Source organism: Gloeotrichia echinulata CP02, assembly GCA_038087035.1.
Classification (GTDB): domain Bacteria; phylum Cyanobacteriota; class Cyanobacteriia; order Cyanobacteriales; family Nostocaceae; genus Gloeotrichia; species Gloeotrichia echinulata.
The window spans coordinates 527,027-544,119 of record CP051187.1 but is presented as its reverse complement, the minus strand read 5'-3'; the positions used below and the strand labels follow the sequence as shown (position 1 = coordinate 544,119).

The following is a 17,093-nucleotide window of genomic DNA, read 5'->3' as shown; positions in this document are numbered from 1 at the left end:
TGCGCCTTACCCCCATGCATAAATGCAGGGGTTTCCACGGCGCGAGGAATTTGATGAGCAGCCCCAGGTTGAAGAATCAGCCGCTAAGGCTCAATCGTGAGCCTATTCAGAAAATATTAAGCACGCTAAACATTAGATTTAAGTTATTGTATCTATTGAAAATAATTTACTATAACGACGCTTTTAGCATTGCTTTTCCACTGAAGAATCGGTAGAAATTTAAGAGTATAATATATAGATACTACTAATTTTATGACCTTATTCCCACACTCGACCTTTGGCGGACAAAAAAATACACGTACAGTCGGACAGAATTTCCAGTCAATATCTGTAATTATATTTACCCTATTAATGACGGGTGGCATAGGCGCACGTCTAGCATATTTGCAAATTGTCGAAGGAGCTAACCACCGCAAACGCGCAGAGGGAAACCGGATTCGGATGATTCCCAAACAACCGGAACGAGGCAACATTTTTGATCGCAATGGCAAATTATTAGCCAGTACTCGCTATCCTCGGTCTGTATATTTATGGCCGATGGCACATACTAAGCCAGCGTGGTCAGTGGTGGGGCCGCGTCTAGCGCAAATTCTGGACATTCCCCAAGCAGAAATAGAAAAAAAATTAGAAGAAGCAGGTGCTAATTCTTCTACACTTATCCGCATTGCCCGTGACTTGAACGAAGCCGAAATCACAGCATTAAAGGAGTATGAAACGGAACTCCCAGACGTAGAAATTCATACAGAAGCGGTGCGCTACTACCCCCACGGTAGGGAATTAGCTCATGTACTGGGCTATACTCGTGAACTGACCGCCGAGCAGTTGAAACGAAGGAAGCCCGAAGGCTACCGATTGGGAGACGTAATCGGTCAGATGGGAATCGAAAAAGCCTATGAGAAAACACTACGGGGTGAGTGGGGCGGTCAGCAAGTAGAAGTGGATGGAGCAGGTCGTCCACTGCGGATATTAGGCGAGAAACAGGCGAAAGCGGGGAATGATATCCGCTTGACCATAGATTTAGATGTGCAAAAGGCGGCGGAAAAAGCTTTAGGCGATCGCAATGGTGCCGTTGTCGCCCTTCATCCAAAGAATGGTGCGGTCTTAGCAATGGTGTCTCACCCGACATACGACCCCAATATTTTCTCCAAGCAGAAACTCAGCAAAAAAGATTGGGAAAGCGTACAAGGTGAAGAACATCCCTTAGTCAATCGCGCCCTCAGCGTCTTTCCACCCGCTAGTACCTTCAAAATTGTTACCACAGCCGCAGCACTAGAATCAGGTAAATTTGCTCCCAATACCATTCTCCAAACCTACGGTTCTTTAACTATTGGCGGTACCCGCTTTGGTGAATGGAACCACGCCGGATTCGGACCTTTAGGCTTTACGGGCGCAATGGCGATGAGTAGCGATACATTCTTTTATCAAGTTGCTAAGAGAGTCGGCGGTCCAATTTTGATTGAATGGACTCGTAAATTTGGATTTGGACAAAAAACCGGCTTTGAGTTTGTGTCCGAAGAAGCAAAAGGACTAGTTCCAGATGAAACATGGAAACAAAAAGTTTGGAAAATACCTTGGACTGTAGGTGATAGTGTTAATATGTCAATTGGTCAAGGTGCTTTGCAAACCACACCATTGCAAGTAGCTGTGATGTTCGCCGTCCCCGCCAATGGTGGTTACCGAGTCCAGCCCCATTTGCTCAAAGACAATGAAGAAGCAAAAAGTTGGCGAGAATCTGTAAATATGAAGCCGATTACCATCAAAATTCTTCAGGAGGGACTGCGGAAGGTGATCACAGAAGGTACGGGTAAAAGTTTGAATAAACCCACAGTTCCCCCGATGGCTGGTAAAAGTGGCACCGCTGAAGCCTGGAACCGTGGTGTAAAACAAAACCACGCTTGGTTTGGTGCTTATGCTCCCGCTAATAAGCCAGAAATTCTGGTTGTCGTCTTTGCTGAACATTCCGGTGGTGGTGGTGGTAGCGTTGCAGGTCCGGTGGTGTTAAAAGTGATGGAAGAATATTTCCAGAAGAAATATCCAGGTAAGTATCAGAAACCAGAGCCGGAAAAAGCGCCTGGAGGCTAGGGATTGTCCCCAGTCCCCAGTCCCCAGTACCCATCCCTACTGCGGGGTGGGTTTTAGATTTTTGGCTTTGTAGAACATTTCCAAACTATCGCGATCGCCGACAAAACGCCAGTGCCAAGGTTCATAACTTACGCCTTGGGGATTGTCTTTGGGAAATGACATCTCAAAGCCGAAACGGGCTGCATTTGCTTCTAACCACTGATAAGCTTTGGTATTATCAAAATTAGCTTGGAGATTGGTTGCTGGTACCGCTCCATCGCCAATATCGGCAGCGTAACCTGTATGATGTTCGCTATGACCAGGAGGAGCGCTCAAAGCCGCTCTTTGCGCTGGGGTTTGATTCCGCTGGGCGCCTACACCAAAAAATAACTGCTCTTGCTCTTTTACCGAGCGAAAGCCAGAAATTGGTACTAATGTCACACCCGCACTCCGCCCTGCTTGTACCATTGCTTGGAACTTTTCGGCTGCGGCTTTCCGCATTCTGATTCGTCCATCACGAGAAACTGCTACTAGTTCCGACTCTGGCGCTTCTGGATATGCCAAATGTCCTAACACAGTATCAGTATTGTTAGCGGGAGAGTTGACAGAATTACCCACTTGTGCATTAGCTGGCGGACTAGCAGGCGTAGGTGGAGAATTAACCGTTTTTTTCGGTGCGGTGACGTAAAATAAAAAACCACTAAATACAGCCAATAATACAAATCCTACCACTCCCCCAACCACCAAAATTAGCAGTTGCACGCGCACCTTGGGGGGTGCATCAGGAGTATCGCGCAAAGCCGCTGGTATGTCATCACCAGAGGCTGATGAGTTTTGCGGGTTTCCAGAAAACTCAGCCTTGTTCAAGGGTTCACTCCTGCTTTTTTTGAATAGCCATAACAGATTTTAGACTGGACAAAAATCAACACAATAGGTAGGATTTACAACTGTATCATTAGGTATAATTGTGACAAGCCTTCTAGAACTATATGTGAAGCTAGTGGGATTAGCGCTAGTAGGATTTATTCTCGGACGTTGGCTACCCACGACAGTTCCCACCTATTTAGGGCAGGTTCTTTTTTGGGTAGGAGGACCTATAAGCATTATATCGTTCTTATACAGAGCAGACTTGTCAGGACAGATGTGGATTGCACCCGCGATCGCCTACCTAGCTATTTTCCTAGGGGCATTTTTAGCGTGGATTGCCATTAAAGGTCAAGCCTATTTTAGAAATACCATTCCCGAACAACAAACTCAGGGCAGTTTTATATTAGCGGCAATGGTCGGTAATACAGGATATATCGGTTTTCCCATTATCCTAGCAATGGTAGGAAAAGAATACTTTACCTGGGCTTTATTTTACGATTTACTGGGGACACTTTTCGGAGCTTATGGCTTGGGTGTAGCCTTAGCATCTCATTTTGGCACCACTGTCAGCAATTATTGGCAGACTACTAAGGCGATATTAATCAATCCGGCTCTGTGGAGTTTCGGCGTTGGCTTGCTATTTCGGCAGGTGACAATCCCCAGTGTAGTGGAATTCTGCCTAGATAAAATAGCTTGGACTGCAGTGGCTTTATCTCTAGTTTTAATTGGGATGCGACTCTCCAAGCTGAATTCTTGGGAAAGACTACCACAAACCGGGATAAGTTTGGCAATCAAAATGCTGATAGTTCCCTTACTTGTCGGCTGGAGTTTACCACTTTTTGGTGTCACTGGTGCCCCAGCACAGGTAATTGTACTACAAATGGCCATGCCTCCTGCCTTTGCTACACTGGTACTGGCGGAAACCTTCGATTTAGATCGTGACCTGGCTGTAACTGCTTTAGGATTAGGGGCGATGATATTGTTGGTTACTTTACCAGTTTGGCTGTGGTTGTTTTGATTTGGCCCAGTGGAATTGCTATTTTTGAGACTACAGAAGTTACCAATCCTCACCCCAATTTTTTAGTTTCCAGCTCTAGACATGATATAGCGTTTCTCGCCCTAGTGAGGTACATCGGTAAGGGCACGGCAGTGCCGTGCCCCTACATCGCGTGATACAATTTTGTACCTCATCTGAATAGGAAGTGCTATAAGCAGTCAACACAATATTTTTGTCAGGACTATAGATAGATTCAACTCTTGGATATTCAGCGTGTGACCACCAAATTTTGATTCTCCCACCTGGCGCGGGCGCGGTTCCAACTTCGTAATATCCAACGTTAATCATTCTTTTTTCAAATTCGCTTGACGGTAATGTTTTAGTGGTAAATGCTGGTAAGTAATCCTTGGATTGTGTGCTTGTCAAGCGTCATAACTACCTTGATAGGTCGTAAATATCCTGTATCCTGGTAACACCAGCGCCACACCCATAGAACTATGAATCGTACCAGGATATTTGTAAGGACTATCATCGGGCATCGCCCCGCCAAGTTTTATGCGAAAATATGGACACCAAAAATAAAACCCTGGTATCAACAAATCCATACTGTAGGCGATGGGTCGTAGTTTATCTTTACCGTTAATTAGCGGTTGCTTGATATTATTTAAATTAATTATTTTTTCATGATAGATTTTTGCCAATTTTGTCAAAAATTACATTATTACTAATTATATCAGAGAACGAAACCCAAGATTTAAACAGGACTTATGCAAAATATCTCTCAAACCCTATTTCTTTCTCTACGTTCGCGTAGCGTGTCGTAGACAGACGCTACGCGAACGTGTTCAAAGTGTTAAACTTAACTCAAGAGTTAAATATTATGTGGAGGTGGTAACTATGACTCAAGCCGAAACACAAATACAAACGGAACCAAAAATATACACTTTTGATGAGTTTATCGAATGGTATCCAGAAAACTCAATAGTACGCTATGAATTGCATGATGGAGTAATTGTTGAAGTGCCTAAACCTAAAGGGAAGCATTCAAAATTAACAGGCTTTCTCATTGAAGAATTAATTCTCATAATTAGAGAAGTGGGTAAGCGCGGTGTTTGGACAATACCCAGGGAATCGATTGTTAAACCTTTACGCGATAGGTCTGGTTACGAACCGGACATTATTATTTTGAATGAAGAAACTATTGGTACTGAAACACGGTGGGAAACCGAGTCAATCATTCAAAACGCAACTTCTGTTAAATTAATAGTTGAAGTAGTTAGCACCAATTGGCAAGATGACTACTACGACAAACTTCGTGATTATGAAAGTATGGGAATTCCTGAATACTGGATTGTTGATTATGCTGCTTTGGGTGGACGCGATTTTATTGGCTATCCCAAACAATCCGCTATCTTTGTATGCGAACTTGTGGATGGGGAATATGTAAAAACAATGTTCCGAGGGAATGACTTAATTAAATCTCCGACATTTCCACAATTAAACCTTACTGCTCAACAGGTTTTTGATTCAGTTTTTTCTGTTTAATCTCGGTAATAGTTCGTAGTCTGTAGGGTGTGTACCCGGAGGGTACGCACCATCTTTGATCTCATTGGCGGTGCGTGACGGCGCATCAGATAACCATTACAGACGATTGTAAATGGCTGGGATGCCAAGTGGTCGCGATGTATTATCTGCCCGAATATAAAATATCAGCGCTTCTTTGTTTTTAACGAAAACTGGTTTGCTTGATTTTTGGACATAAATGGCACAAACATCTTTACCTTCAATAGTTTCAAAGCGAGTTTTGATCAATGATGCAAAGCTAGGACCAATGTAATCGCAAACATAGTTCATGATCGTCTGCTTGAACTCATCTTTCCCTTTAGAAAATAAAGAAAGGTCTTTCTCTAAGCCAAAAATATTGCCATTGTCTTCCACGCCAATAATTAATGTTCCTCCCTCAGAGTTTAGGAAAGCAGCAATGGTTTTCACAACATTCCATTTGAGATCCTCATTTCTCCGGTTTTTTATAACATCCCATTGCAAAGTGCTTTTGTATTCTAATTGTTCGCTTTCGGGCAGTTTGATTAACTCAGAAATAGGGCGCAGATCACCGATTTTTTTAATTGTTGTTAAAAAGCGGCGTAGTTGTCGTTCATCAATCTGTTTATTTAAGTCTTCTTCGGTATCTGCTACATCAATTACCGTTTTGTTGATTACAGCAATATATTGACCATAATAAGTTTGTTTCAATGTTTCTAGATTCTCGCTAATCCACTGCTTATCGTGAGCATTACCCCAACGGTTGAAGTAGGCGATCGCATCTTGAATCGATAGATGCAGTGCATCAAAAACATTCCCTGGCTTAGTTTTGGGAATATAGTCCCATACTCCCGATTTAAATGCAGTATGGCAATCTTTGACTGAATCGTTCGCTGTTAGGATGATGATTACAGAGGAAATGTTTCGTTCTTTCACCTCATTCACAATGGTAAAGCCGCTGTCATCCTCTTCCATCCGCATATCTGAAATAATCACATCGAAGGTAACATTCAATTTTTCCTTCGCCTCTTTAACACTGCTTGCAGTTTGGATTTCTTTATAACCAAAGGTGTCTTTCAGCCAAGACTGCAATTCATCCAAATAACCACGATTGTCTTCCACTACCAACAAATGAACGTTTTCCGTTTGCATTTTGCCTACTATACCTCTTATTTTGTGTATCGAATGTAAATTTCAAATCTGGCTCCGTTGCGTCCTGTTTCTAGGATATATCCGTTCATCTTGCTCAGGGTTTTACGGATAATGAATAACCCTAACCCACTACCATTTCCTTCCTGAGAGGTCGTTTTCAGGGGTTGAAAAATCCACTCCTTTCTATCTTCGGGAATCCCTTTACCATTATCGACAAATTCGATGAACAAATATTTATCCTCACCTGGAATCGTTCGTCCCCGTATCACTGATGGATTTATGACATCCCTGGAAGTTATTTTAATTTCTAAATTCTGCCCAAAATTGTGTTTGAGAGAATTCTCCACCAATTCATTCAGCGCACTCTTAATTTTTTCTTCATCGCCATTGAACTCGAAATCGCCGTTTTGAATATCTACGACAATCTCAGCCTGTTCAATTTGAGGGGTTGTTTCCCACTTTTCAAACAGCTTTTTCACCTTAAAGCGATGATTCTTGATGGTGATGCCTTCGTTAATCGCTTTCAAATCATTGAGAGCTGTTTGAGTCTGTTCTAATAGCGTCAGCAACTTCTCAAACTGGGCATAATGAGCATGACTGGGTTGTAATTTCCTCATTGCCCGCCGAGTTTTAGACTCAATCACAGCAAGCTGATTATTGACAAAATCTGAAATATCATGAGCTGTTTTAGAAATCACAGCCAGAATATTTCCATAGTCATCGGTAGGGATGTTTTCAATTTCATTCTTTTGTGCTGCCTTTTTTTTATTTACCTCTGTAAAGACATTCTCAATACACTCAATAATGTCTCTTAACTGGGGGTCTTCTTGTTCGGATAGTCGCAAAATCCTATGTGCAATTCCCTTAAGAATGGCAATTTCATTGGCAATCTTGTGATACATCGCCGCGTTGAGCGCTTCAGTGTCAGTTACAGTATCTCTGAACCAGTTTTGAGTTTCAGTTTTCACCATTTTCACCATATTAAAAAAGTCTTCTTCATTCTGATTGAGAATTAGCATCTCTGCTGCTTGGTCATAGCGCGGCGAGCTTCTTGGAATTTGCTTTAACCTCTCAACTGCTCTGTTCCTATAGTGATCGCTGTGACCGCTAACAAGGATACTTCTGGCAATGTATAAACATGTTCTATCTTTGTCGTCCGAGTTGGCCATTGCCAACTCGAAATATTCTTCACCTTTTTCCAATGATTTGATGCGATAATATAGTCTGCCCAAGGTCATCAGAATTACAATTGCATGATATTGATGAAGCGTATCAAGATTAATTTTTTCAAGTTGCTCTATAGCTTGTTGATTTTGTCCTACATTCTCTAAATTTTTGGCATCTCGAAACCTAGCATAATTATTATCTTCAACTAAGTTGACATAAGTGATACGTGTTTGGATATTATCAGAGTCAAGCTGTATTAGTTTTTCAAATATTTTTAGAGCTTCCTGAGGAGGCTCTTTGATAGCATGATAAGCTATTGTTCTAACTGTCTTTCGAGTCTTCTCATTATTTGGATCAATCTTAAGCGATTTCTCAAAAAACTCCAAAGCTTTTTCATATTCTCCTGCAGATGTTAATGCATTGGCATAATTAGCAAGATATTTAGCATTATCTGGTTCAAGTTCTATCGCCTGCTCAAAATAATCAAAAGCTATGTCTGTCTGCTTGTATTTTTGTAATTCACAAGCTATGCCAAAAAAGGTATTAGACTTTGATTCTGTATAATCAAATTCACGGCTGATTACTTGATCAAAAACATCTCTAGCATCTTCATATTGTTTTATATCTAGAAACGTAAAGGCTAAGTTTGTGAGGCTTTTGTAGTTTTCAGGCTCTAGTTCTACAACTTGTTTAAGAAATGGTATTGCTTTTTCAAACTGTTTATCTTTTTTCAGCGCACTGGCATAGGAAGTTAAAACTTTTATATCGTCTTTTTTAAGCTTTAAAGCTTTTTCAAATTTCTTGAATGAAGGCTCAAATTCTTCACGCTTTGCTAGTATTTCCCCATAATTTCTCAAAACATCGACATTCATAGGGTCAATTCGTAAAGCTTTTTTAATATATTTTATAGCTTTTTTATCTTGTGGATTGACTTCAGCTAAAGCTTTACTATATCGCCTTAAAACATTAACATTATGAGGATCTAGCAGAATATGCTGTTTGTAGAGGGCAATCTCACCTTCATAATCCCCTGCTTGATCGAGTTCTTCTGCTTGATTTTTTAAGGTTTCAAGGCAATCGCTACTTATAATAGTATTTTGTCTATTGCTTCTATTCCTTACTCTATTTCTTCTGTTTTTTCTCTTTCCTTGCATACTTTGCGGCTCGTTTATATTCAAAAATGAGTACATAAACCTAGGTAAGTCGGACTGAATATACAAACCCAACTATTATTTAATTTTCCAACTTAAATTTTTTACTGCAAGGATTCCAGGCTACAAAAAGTACAAGTTATTTCTTATATTCTGTAGGATGTGTACCCGGTACGCACCGTCTTTAATATCATTGGCGGTGCGTGACGGCGCATCATATAATTTAGCAACTAAAAATTATCCATCATCAGCGCCGTCACACACCCTACAAAATTTAACTGGTGAAGGTAACTTGCCTTATCTCGGTGCTAGATATATAATTTAGCGATGTATTTTTGCATATACAAGTACCGCTAAATACATCTGTGTAGAGTTAATATTTTGTTACAAGTCTAAGTTACCTGTCTAATATCCCTTAGAGTTCAGCCTGACATGATATAGCTTTGCCTAATCAGATGAGGTATATCATAGCCCCTCCTCGCTTGCGCTTAGGGGTTTGGGGTTCTTATACCTCACTATAAATTTGCTAATTACGGCTGCGATTCAAAGGTGACATCTTCATAAAGCGCTGTAATTGTCCCTTCAAAATCAATACTATTAAGGCGAAATAAGTTTTGTTCTGCCGTGTAAAATTGTAATAGCCACAGCCCTTCATTATTACGACGGAAGCACTCGATTCGCTGGCGTTTGCTATTAATTAAAACATACTCTTGCAAAGTTTCTATATTTTGATAATCGATAAATTTGTCACCTCTGTCAAAAGCTTCGGTAGAATTAGATAAAACTTCAACTATTAAACAAGGGAATCTTTTATAACCGGGTGTCTCTTGGTCGCGTTGGTCGCAAGTAACCATCACATCAGGATAGTAAAATCGATTCAGAGATTCTATTCGCGCTTTCATATCGGTGATATAAACACGACAGCCAGAACCGCGTACATGATTACGCAGAAGTGCAAATAAATTCCCGGCGATGGTAATGTGGGGGTCTAGGGCGCCAGCCATTGCGTAGATGTACCCGTCGATGTATTCATGTTTAATCGGGCTATTTTCCTCCATTTGGAGGTATTGTGCGGGGGTGAAGTAGGTATCTTGGGGGGAAGCAATCATATTTAAACCGTCGATATTTGATTGGAGTTTAGACTAGTTCAGGAATTGTTCAATATCCTAACTAAAATGTTAATCAGTTCAGTTAACTCTTCTGGTACTCGATAGAGTTTAATGTCTTCAGTTATTTGTTTTTCTTCACGGTTATAGATAGCAAATCGCCAATCTTCACCAGTAGTGACTGCGCCATAAAGAATAGGCGTATCTGAATTTATCCATTGATCTAAGGCGATTAACTCTACTGCTAATTGGGTAAACCCCCTACTTAAATCTGCTTGTTTGGCTTCAATTACCAACAACCCTTTACCTTTATTAATATAGTAATCCAAACTACCTTTAAGTTGGTCGCTGACATTAATTGGATATTCAATATTCAATTGACTTTGAGTGATTTCACAAACTTCTAGTAATATTGGAGCAATTATTGCTTGTTTGCGTGCATCTTCACTCAGTAACTTTACCCGCCGCAGGTTACGTTCAATTATTCGTTGCAATTCGGTAATTATATTAATATTAAATTCTTCGCTTCTTGGTAATTGCAAGCGTTCGCGTTGGTAAGAACAGCCAAGTTCTGCCAAAATATCTTCTGGGGAAAACGATAGGTCAAAATATTTGCTGAAAGTATAACTTTGACCAGGCTGAATGATGCGAGGACGACTCATATTTTTTACATCTGCTTCAGTCTAAATTAATACCAGCCCTGGCGATTAGAAATCGCGGCTACACAGACAAAACCTGCCTACGCAGGTTTAAAAAGCTTGATTTCCTGTTAGTCCACGAATTATATTCGCCCAAAACTTGGAAAACATCCTCTAAGGATAATTGTAGACATTAGGGACTTGCAATTAAAAAAATCTCCAATTTGTCGGGTGCGTCACGAGCGATAAATCCTTGACATTACCAGAAATTATTGGTAATGACGCACCCTACCCTATCGCACCTGCGGATAATTTATTTTTTGGAGTTCCTTTAGACCCCCAAACCGAACTCCTAACTCCTAACTCCTAACTCCTAACTCCCTACTCCTGATTAACTCAGCAGGGTTCATATACTCATAATGCTCAAAGGGTTGATGAATCCAGGGATTATCAGATAAATAATCAACGTAGTAATTTGGCTCAAACACTGAACATGCTTTATACCAAATTACACCAGTGCGAATTTCCGCAATTGGGGAATCACTATTTTGCTGGAGCCAGGGAATCGTCTCTTCGAGTGTGATCCCAGAATCTACCAGGTCATCCACTAAAAGAATATGGGAACCTAACTTTTCGGTAGTCATTGTCAAGTGGCGAGAAAAGGTTAAACTACTTCTTTCCTGTTTGCCCGGTCCACTGTAAGATGATGTAGCTAAAATTGCCAGGGGCTGATTATATATCCGGGAAAGAATATCTCCGATTCGCAGTCCACCTCTAGCAAGACAGATAATCTGGTTAAATTCCCAGCCAGATTGATAAATCTGAGCAGCCAGTTGTTCAATTTTTTGGTGATAATCTGACCAAGAAACGTAAAGGTCTGGCATAAAAGTAAGGGATGTGATGGTTAATTAATAATGAAGGCAAACTTTTTATTGTAATATGAGCGCACCCCATTATGACTAATTCTGCTGATGGTTATGCCCAAAAGACGGCTGAAAGTGAAAAGCTAGATTTTAAAACCAAACTGGCTTATGGTGCTGGCGATTTAGGGCCAGCAATTACTGCAAATATTTCCGTATTTTTTCTGCTGGTGTTCTTTACCAATGTCGCTGGTATCCCGGCGGGTTTGGCTGGAAGTATTTTAATGATTGGGAAAATTTGGGATGCAGTAAATGATCCCTTTGTGGGTTTTCTGACTGATAAAACTGAATCGCGGCGCTGGGGTCGTCGTCTCCCTTGGCTATTATATGGCGCAATTCCCTTTGGAGCTTTCTTTTTCTTGCAGTGGATTGTACCCCAATTTAGTGCCGATAAAAATGCCAATATTTGGCCGTTGTTTTGGTATTACGTAGCGATTGGGATAGTATCTCAGGTGTTTTACACTGTTGTCAATTTGCCTTATACGGCGATGACTCCAGAACTCACTCAAGATTACGACGAACGCACTAGCCTCAATAGCTTTCGCTTTACATTTTCCATTGGTGGCAGTATTTTGTCGTTGATTTTATCAAAAATTGTGTTTTCTTTGATTGAGGTTCCCCAACAACAATATATAGTGTTGGCGGCAGTCTGTACTGTAATTTCGACTTTATCATTATATTGGTGCGTGTTTGGTACACGCGATCGCATTTTGGCTTTTGAGGCTAAACGCACCCAAACTGCAGAACCCCCATCTATTCCTTTTCTCGAACAGTTAAAAATCGTCTTCACCAACCGACCTTTTTTATTTGTGATTGGTATATATCTTTTTTCTTGGTTAGGCGTGCAAATTACAGCTAGCATTATTCCCTACTTTGTTCTCTACTGTATGCGCCTCAAAGATTCAGATGTCCCCACAGTCATGATTGCAGTGCAAGGTACCGCCCTGCTAATGTTATTTGTCTGGGGTGCAATCAGTAAAAAAGTTGGGAAAAAAGTTGTTTATTTTCTTGGTATGATTTTATGGATCATCGCCGCTGCCGGACTATTTTTCTTACAGCAGAATCAAATAGGTTTAATGTATGTCATGGCTGTAATGGCAGGTTTTGGTGTTTCCACAGCTTATCTAGTTCCCTGGTCAATGATTCCAGATGTGATTGACTTAGATGAACTCCAAACCGGACAACGCCGTGAAGGCATTTTTTATGGCTTCATGGTTTTGCTGCAAAAATTTGGTTTAGCTTTCGGGCTATTTTTGGTCGGAAATGCTTTACAATCAGCCGGTTTTAAAGAAGTTGTAGCAGGAGAAACTACACTAGCGATACAACCTGATTCGGCATTAATCGCTATTCGGATTGCTGTTGGTCCTCTGCCTACCATTTGTTTAATTTTGGGCTTAGTTTTAACATATTTTTATCCCATTACCCGCGAAATGCACGCAGAAATTATGCTCAAACTTAAACAGCGACGCGAGGGTCTAAATCCCCATCCATAATTCATAATTCGTAATTCGTAATTGGGAATTTGGAATTACGAATTACGCATCCTAGGATTTGGATATTTTTTGAATTAGATCTACTGGAATGGTGGCAAATTATTGGGGTCGATACCCGTAGATCGTAAATAAGCAATCAGTCGTTCTTTTTGCTGGCTTTCCTGTTCGGCGCGTTGACGTTCCTGTTCGGCGCGTTCGCTTTCCTGTTCGGCGCGTTGACGTTCCTGTTCGGCGCGTTCGCTTTCCTGTTCGGCGCGTTGACGTTCCTGTTCGGCGCGTTGACGTTCCTGTTCGGCGCGTTGACGTTCCTGTTCAATTTGTTCTACAGCCCAGAGTAGCAAATTGCCAGATTTGTCCCACCAGCGCAACCAATAACCAGTTCGAGCTTCTTTTGTGCCTTGCCAAGTTCCCAAAAACAAACCTAGAGAATCAACCCAATGACGACCATTCTCATCAGGTAGAATTAACTCATAGCGTCCATTTTTGAGTTGATAATATTCTAACAAACCGCCGTCTGGTTCAAAAATTACATAGATGGGAATCTGCAATATTTGCTCGTAAAAAAACCACTTTCCTGGTGGATAAGTCCGCTTGACAGAATATTCCCCACCATCGGTTTCGGAGATAAATTCCATCACAACGGTAGGGATTTCACCTTCGAGGATGGGTGTGTAACTTTTGCGATCGCTGAGAATTTCCTTAACAGCCGATACATATACCCAGTCTGGTGCTTTAATGATCAATTGCCCGTTGACTGTGGCACACAATCCAAAATTCGAGGCGATTAACATTTGCGGCTCGATTAAGCCACTAATTTCTAGGCTTTCGCGCAAAGCGCCAGCCAAAATTGGCTGACCGGTATTCTCCACTGGCTCATCCTCTAATTGAAAGTCTTTGGGTAAGGCTTCCCATGTGATTACCAGTTGATTTGAAGATTTCGCTTCGCTGAGTTGGGTTGCCATATACACAGCACGAATGTAAGTTTATCGCCTATTTTATCGTTTTCATCAGGTGCATGGCAGGGCATATTAACCCAAGTTGCGGGTTATCAAGTTTCAACCGCCCCACCCACAAGGGGATGGGGTTTTACGCACGATCAATAAAATTACTATTGAATGTGATGGCACCGCAAGCGCCGCAGGCATTGTACACTTTAAAGTGGTGGTGGCGCGACCCGCCACCACCAGGGGAAACGTTGATAATATTTCTATTTATGGACAGGAAAGCAAGGAACAGTTAGCCAAGATTGGGTTTCGGATTAATTAATTTTTAACTTTTGACTTGAGCCGGGGTGTTGAATGCGTAGAGATTCTATTTTTTATAAACTTTTTCAACAATATCCATCTGTGTTATTTCAATTATTGGAAAAACCTCCAAACAATGCAGATTTATATAGATTTGATTCTGTAGCTGTTAAAGAGCCTAAATTTGAAATTGATGGAGTATTTTTACCACCAGAAAATGATATTCCAGGTACTGTTTATTTCTGTGAAGTGCAATTCCAAAAAGATGAACAAATTTATGAAAGGGTATTTGCCGAATCTCATTTATATTTCTACCGTAACAGTGCTAGATTTAATGATTGGCAAGCAGTTATAATTTATCCATCTCGCAATACAGAACAAAGTAATATTTACCCTCATCGCTCCTTGCTTAACGGCAACCAAGTACATAGAATATATTTAGATGAATTGGGAGATATTCAACAATTACCTGTGTGGGTAGGATTAATGGTACTGACGACTTTAGCAGAAAGTAAAGCACCAGAAGCAGCTAGGTATTTGTTAAATAGAAGTAATCAAGAAATGTCGTCAAATGAGATGATATTAGAAATGATTACTACAATAATGATGTATAGGTTTGAAAATATGACTTTACGGGAGGTTCAAGTCATGCTAGGAATATCATTAGAAAGAAGTCGCGCTTATCAAGAAATTAAACAGGAAGCAAGAGAAGAAGGAAGACAAGAAGGACTCAAAGAAGGAAGACAAGAAGGAAGACAAGAAGGAAGACAAGAAGGAAGACAAGAAGGAAGACAAGAAGGAAGACAAGAAGGAAGACAAGAAGGAAGACAAGAAGGACTCAAAGAAAGTGCTTTAAATTTAGTCACTCGACTGTTAAGTAAACGGTTTGGAGAATTACCAGAGGAAGTAAAAAATAATATTTCTGGGTTATCTTTAACTAACTTAGAAAATCTGAGTGAAGCGTTATTAGATTTTACCAGTTTACAAGATTTACAGGTTTGGTTAAATCAACTGCAAGATTAATTTATTGCCGATCATATCCCCGAATTCTTGAAGAAGTCGGGGAGCTAAAAAGTAGTAACCGTAGTTATCCATGAGATGTTATATGGTTGTTTACCGAAAGCTTGGGTCTAGAGCCGCCGTTCTTCTAGGACGGCTTTTTGGTAAAATAGTGGCAACAGGCAGGGCATTGTCTGTCGTTGCTCAGTGATGTAAGACGGGCTATGCCTGCTATTGCTGTTTGAATCCAGAATCCCTGAACTTTCAGATCAGGGAGTATGTCAAATCTGCCTGTGTCTAAAAAACGTCAAGATATATAAGATTATATAAACAATGTGATTTTAGCACGACAGTAGCAACTTGGGTTATTATGTGCAAACTATTGAGGGGGATGGGCGTAGTTTCGCTCACCTCCCCCATCTTTAACTCGGTGAAAGTCAACCCGGCTTCTGATCTAAACGAGTTGCTTGCTCTAAAGCCTCTTTTTCTCTAGCCCGACGGGCGTAGGGTTGCAATTGGCTGCGATCGCATCCAGTCAAAATGCTGAGATTGTCCAAGGTGATCCCGCGCATTAACATTTCTACACACCATGTATCTTGTGCTTGGGCGATCACTGGCGGTTGTCCGGGGAGTGTTAAAAGTCCCTCGGTCCATTTTTCCCAGTACATTTGGATTTCTAATTCACTGACTGGCTGGTCTGCTTTATTAAGAAACATTGTAGGGTGAGGATCTTTACGACTTTTCAGCCATTTGATTAAGGGATTGTTAGTATAAGAACCATAGCGTTTGCCCATAATCCACTGATTCACAGGTACTTGCCGGATAGATCCTGAAGTTGTAATCTGGAGGAAGTGGCCTTGAGCATCGTAAATTTGGTGCGATCGCTGCAAACTAATTATTTCTTTGGGGGATAAGCCAGCACCAAATAATACATACGCCAAGGCAAAATCTTGAATTCCTAATTTTTTGGCTTGTTGGAGAATTTGGTGAACTAAACCTGCAGGTAAATCAGCCGCTTCTCTAGTCATGGCGCCTCTAGATAAATATTCTGTTGTTCTTTCGACTGTGGATGACATCGCCCCGTGTAAAAACAACTCCACCAAGTTTTCCAGAAAATCATCCCGATCTTCCCAAAGTTCGTGAAATTCACTGGTAAATTCAATTACCGCATATCCCAAAAGCATTCCATTTAACAAACTGGCTAATTTTTCTGGGGTTAGATAGGTATTTAAGTGTCCCTGCTGCATCACCGTTGCTAAATACTCGGCTACATAGCGGTTAGCCTCTGTTAAACCTCTTCCGAGGGCGCGGCGATTTTCTGTAGGGTATTGGTCGGCTTCACCTACCACAGACCGGACAAACTCTGGAACTCGTTCTAATGCAAGTAAGCTTTCACTTGCATAATCTTTCAGGGCTTGGTACACGCTACTAGGAGGATTTGCCCGCCGCACCAAAGACTCCCCTAAATTCTTGAAGGCTGCGGATTCTTCCAAGACCGCCAGGAGCAATCCATGCTTATTACCAAAGTGCCGAAATAGAGTCACTTCATTTACTTCTGCTTTGTCCGCAATTTGGCGGGTTGTAGTGCCACTAACTCCCTGAGCTGTAAACAATTCAAGTGCGGCTTGAATTAGACGTTGACGTGCTGAATGGGGTTGAGACGACATAGGAACAAAAATGCAAGTGCCACTTGCACAAAAACTAGAGATCTGTTAGCATATCAAATGTAAGTGATACTTGCTCTACTCTAATGTAA

Annotated in this window: 15 protein-coding genes; 6 read left to right on the top strand and 9 right to left on the bottom strand. The window is 41.1% G+C overall.

The features are described 5' to 3' along the window. Positions 1-252: 252 nt before the first annotated feature. A complete protein-coding gene (mrdA, locus tag HEQ19_02380; protein ID WYL98540.1) occupies positions 253-2,082 on the top strand; it encodes a penicillin-binding protein 2 in 1,830 nt (609 codons plus the stop codon). Positions 2,083-2,118: 36 nt separating this feature from the next. Here mrdA and HEQ19_02375 read toward each other — a convergent pair whose 3' ends face one another. Beyond that, complete coding sequence (locus HEQ19_02375) at positions 2,119-2,928, bottom strand: M15 family metallopeptidase (GenBank protein ID WYL98539.1); 810 nt, start codon at positions 2,926-2,928, stop codon at positions 2,119-2,121. 100 nt (positions 2,929-3,028) lie between these two features. Here HEQ19_02375 and HEQ19_02370 point away from each other — a divergent pair, with 100 nt between their 5' ends. Next, on the top strand, positions 3,029-3,946 hold the full coding sequence (locus tag HEQ19_02370; protein ID WYL98538.1) for an AEC family transporter: 918 nt from the start codon (positions 3,029-3,031) through the stop codon (positions 3,944-3,946). A 401-nt stretch (positions 3,947-4,347) separates the two neighbouring features. Here the strand turns inward: HEQ19_02370 and HEQ19_02365 are convergent, their stop codons facing one another. After that, a complete protein-coding gene (locus tag HEQ19_02365; protein WYM03217.2) occupies positions 4,348-4,626 on the bottom strand; it encodes a hypothetical protein in 279 nt (92 codons plus the stop codon). Between the two features lie 196 nt (positions 4,627-4,822). Here HEQ19_02365 and HEQ19_02360 point away from each other — a divergent pair, with 196 nt between their 5' ends. Beyond that, the gene (locus tag HEQ19_02360) at positions 4,823-5,470 is read left to right on the top strand and encodes a Uma2 family endonuclease (GenBank protein WYL98537.1); all 648 of its coding nucleotides are present in this window, start codon (positions 4,823-4,825) and stop codon (positions 5,468-5,470) included. A 96-nt stretch (positions 5,471-5,566) separates the two neighbouring features. Here HEQ19_02360 and HEQ19_02355 read toward each other — a convergent pair whose 3' ends face one another. The 5 genes from HEQ19_02355 to HEQ19_02335 form a co-directional block, all read right to left on the bottom strand. Further along, on the bottom strand, positions 5,567-6,619 hold the full coding sequence (locus HEQ19_02355) for an RNA-binding domain-containing protein (GenBank protein ID WYL98536.1): 1,053 nt from the start codon (positions 6,617-6,619) through the stop codon (positions 5,567-5,569). 17 nt (positions 6,620-6,636) lie between these two features. Continuing rightward, positions 6,637-8,940, bottom strand: coding sequence for a tetratricopeptide repeat protein (locus HEQ19_02350; protein WYL98535.1), 2,304 nt, complete (start codon positions 8,938-8,940; stop codon positions 6,637-6,639). A 527-nt stretch (positions 8,941-9,467) separates the two neighbouring features. After that, on the bottom strand, positions 9,468-10,046 hold the full coding sequence (locus HEQ19_02345) for a Uma2 family endonuclease (protein WYL98534.1): 579 nt from the start codon (positions 10,044-10,046) through the stop codon (positions 9,468-9,470). Between the two features lie 38 nt (positions 10,047-10,084). Then, the gene (locus HEQ19_02340; GenBank protein ID WYL98533.1) at positions 10,085-10,705 is read right to left on the bottom strand and encodes a hypothetical protein; all 621 of its coding nucleotides are present in this window, start codon (positions 10,703-10,705) and stop codon (positions 10,085-10,087) included. Between the two features lie 335 nt (positions 10,706-11,040). Next, the gene (locus tag HEQ19_02335; GenBank protein ID WYL98532.1) at positions 11,041-11,565 is read right to left on the bottom strand and encodes a phosphoribosyltransferase; all 525 of its coding nucleotides are present in this window, start codon (positions 11,563-11,565) and stop codon (positions 11,041-11,043) included. A 71-nt stretch (positions 11,566-11,636) separates the two neighbouring features. Between HEQ19_02335 and HEQ19_02330 the strand changes: the two genes are divergently transcribed. Beyond that, on the top strand, positions 11,637-13,094 hold the full coding sequence (locus HEQ19_02330) for an MFS transporter (GenBank protein ID WYL98531.1): 1,458 nt from the start codon (positions 11,637-11,639) through the stop codon (positions 13,092-13,094). 80 nt (positions 13,095-13,174) lie between these two features. Here HEQ19_02330 and HEQ19_02325 read toward each other — a convergent pair whose 3' ends face one another. Further along, a complete protein-coding gene (locus tag HEQ19_02325) occupies positions 13,175-14,056 on the bottom strand; it encodes a Uma2 family endonuclease (GenBank protein WYL98530.1) in 882 nt (293 codons plus the stop codon). Between the two features lie 76 nt (positions 14,057-14,132). Here HEQ19_02325 and HEQ19_02320 point away from each other — a divergent pair, with 76 nt between their 5' ends. Beyond that, entirely contained in the window at positions 14,133-14,360 is a 228-nt protein-coding gene (locus HEQ19_02320) for a hypothetical protein (protein WYL98529.1), read from the top strand. A 32-nt stretch (positions 14,361-14,392) separates the two neighbouring features. Beyond that, positions 14,393-15,361: an Rpn family recombination-promoting nuclease/putative transposase gene (locus HEQ19_02315; GenBank protein WYL98528.1), complete on the top strand. Its 969-nt coding sequence runs from the start codon at positions 14,393-14,395 to the stop codon at positions 15,359-15,361. Between the two features lie 413 nt (positions 15,362-15,774). Here the strand turns inward: HEQ19_02315 and HEQ19_02310 are convergent, their stop codons facing one another. Next, positions 15,775-17,004, bottom strand: coding sequence for a TetR/AcrR family transcriptional regulator (locus tag HEQ19_02310; protein WYL98527.1), 1,230 nt, complete (start codon positions 17,002-17,004; stop codon positions 15,775-15,777). Positions 17,005-17,093: the final 89 nt, after the last annotated feature.

Bases quoted from the DNA above. Each gene is read 5' to 3' on its own strand.
- mrdA (WYL98540.1), top strand. From the start codon at position 253: ATGACCTTATTCCCACACTCGACCTTTGGCGGACAAAAAAATACACGT.
- HEQ19_02355 (WYL98536.1), bottom strand. From the start codon at position 6,619: ATGCAAACGGAAAACGTTCATTTGTTGGTAGTGGAAGACAATCGTGGT.
- HEQ19_02310 (WYL98527.1), bottom strand. From the start codon at position 17,004: ATGTCGTCTCAACCCCATTCAGCACGTCAACGTCTAATTCAAGCCGCA.
- HEQ19_02335 (WYL98532.1), bottom strand. From the start codon at position 11,565: ATGCCAGACCTTTACGTTTCTTGGTCAGATTATCACCAAAAAATTGAA.
- HEQ19_02345 (WYL98534.1), bottom strand. From the start codon at position 10,046: ATGATTGCTTCCCCCCAAGATACCTACTTCACCCCCGCACAATACCTC.
- HEQ19_02325 (WYL98530.1), bottom strand. From the start codon at position 14,056: ATGGCAACCCAACTCAGCGAAGCGAAATCTTCAAATCAACTGGTAATC.
- HEQ19_02360 (WYL98537.1), top strand. From the start codon at position 4,823: ATGACTCAAGCCGAAACACAAATACAAACGGAACCAAAAATATACACT.
- HEQ19_02340 (WYL98533.1), bottom strand. From the start codon at position 10,705: ATGAGTCGTCCTCGCATCATTCAGCCTGGTCAAAGTTATACTTTCAGC.
- HEQ19_02350 (WYL98535.1), bottom strand. From the start codon at position 8,940: ATGCAAGGAAAGAGAAAAAACAGAAGAAATAGAGTAAGGAATAGAAGC.
- HEQ19_02315 (WYL98528.1), top strand. From the start codon at position 14,393: ATGCGTAGAGATTCTATTTTTTATAAACTTTTTCAACAATATCCATCT.
- HEQ19_02330 (WYL98531.1), top strand. From the start codon at position 11,637: ATGACTAATTCTGCTGATGGTTATGCCCAAAAGACGGCTGAAAGTGAA.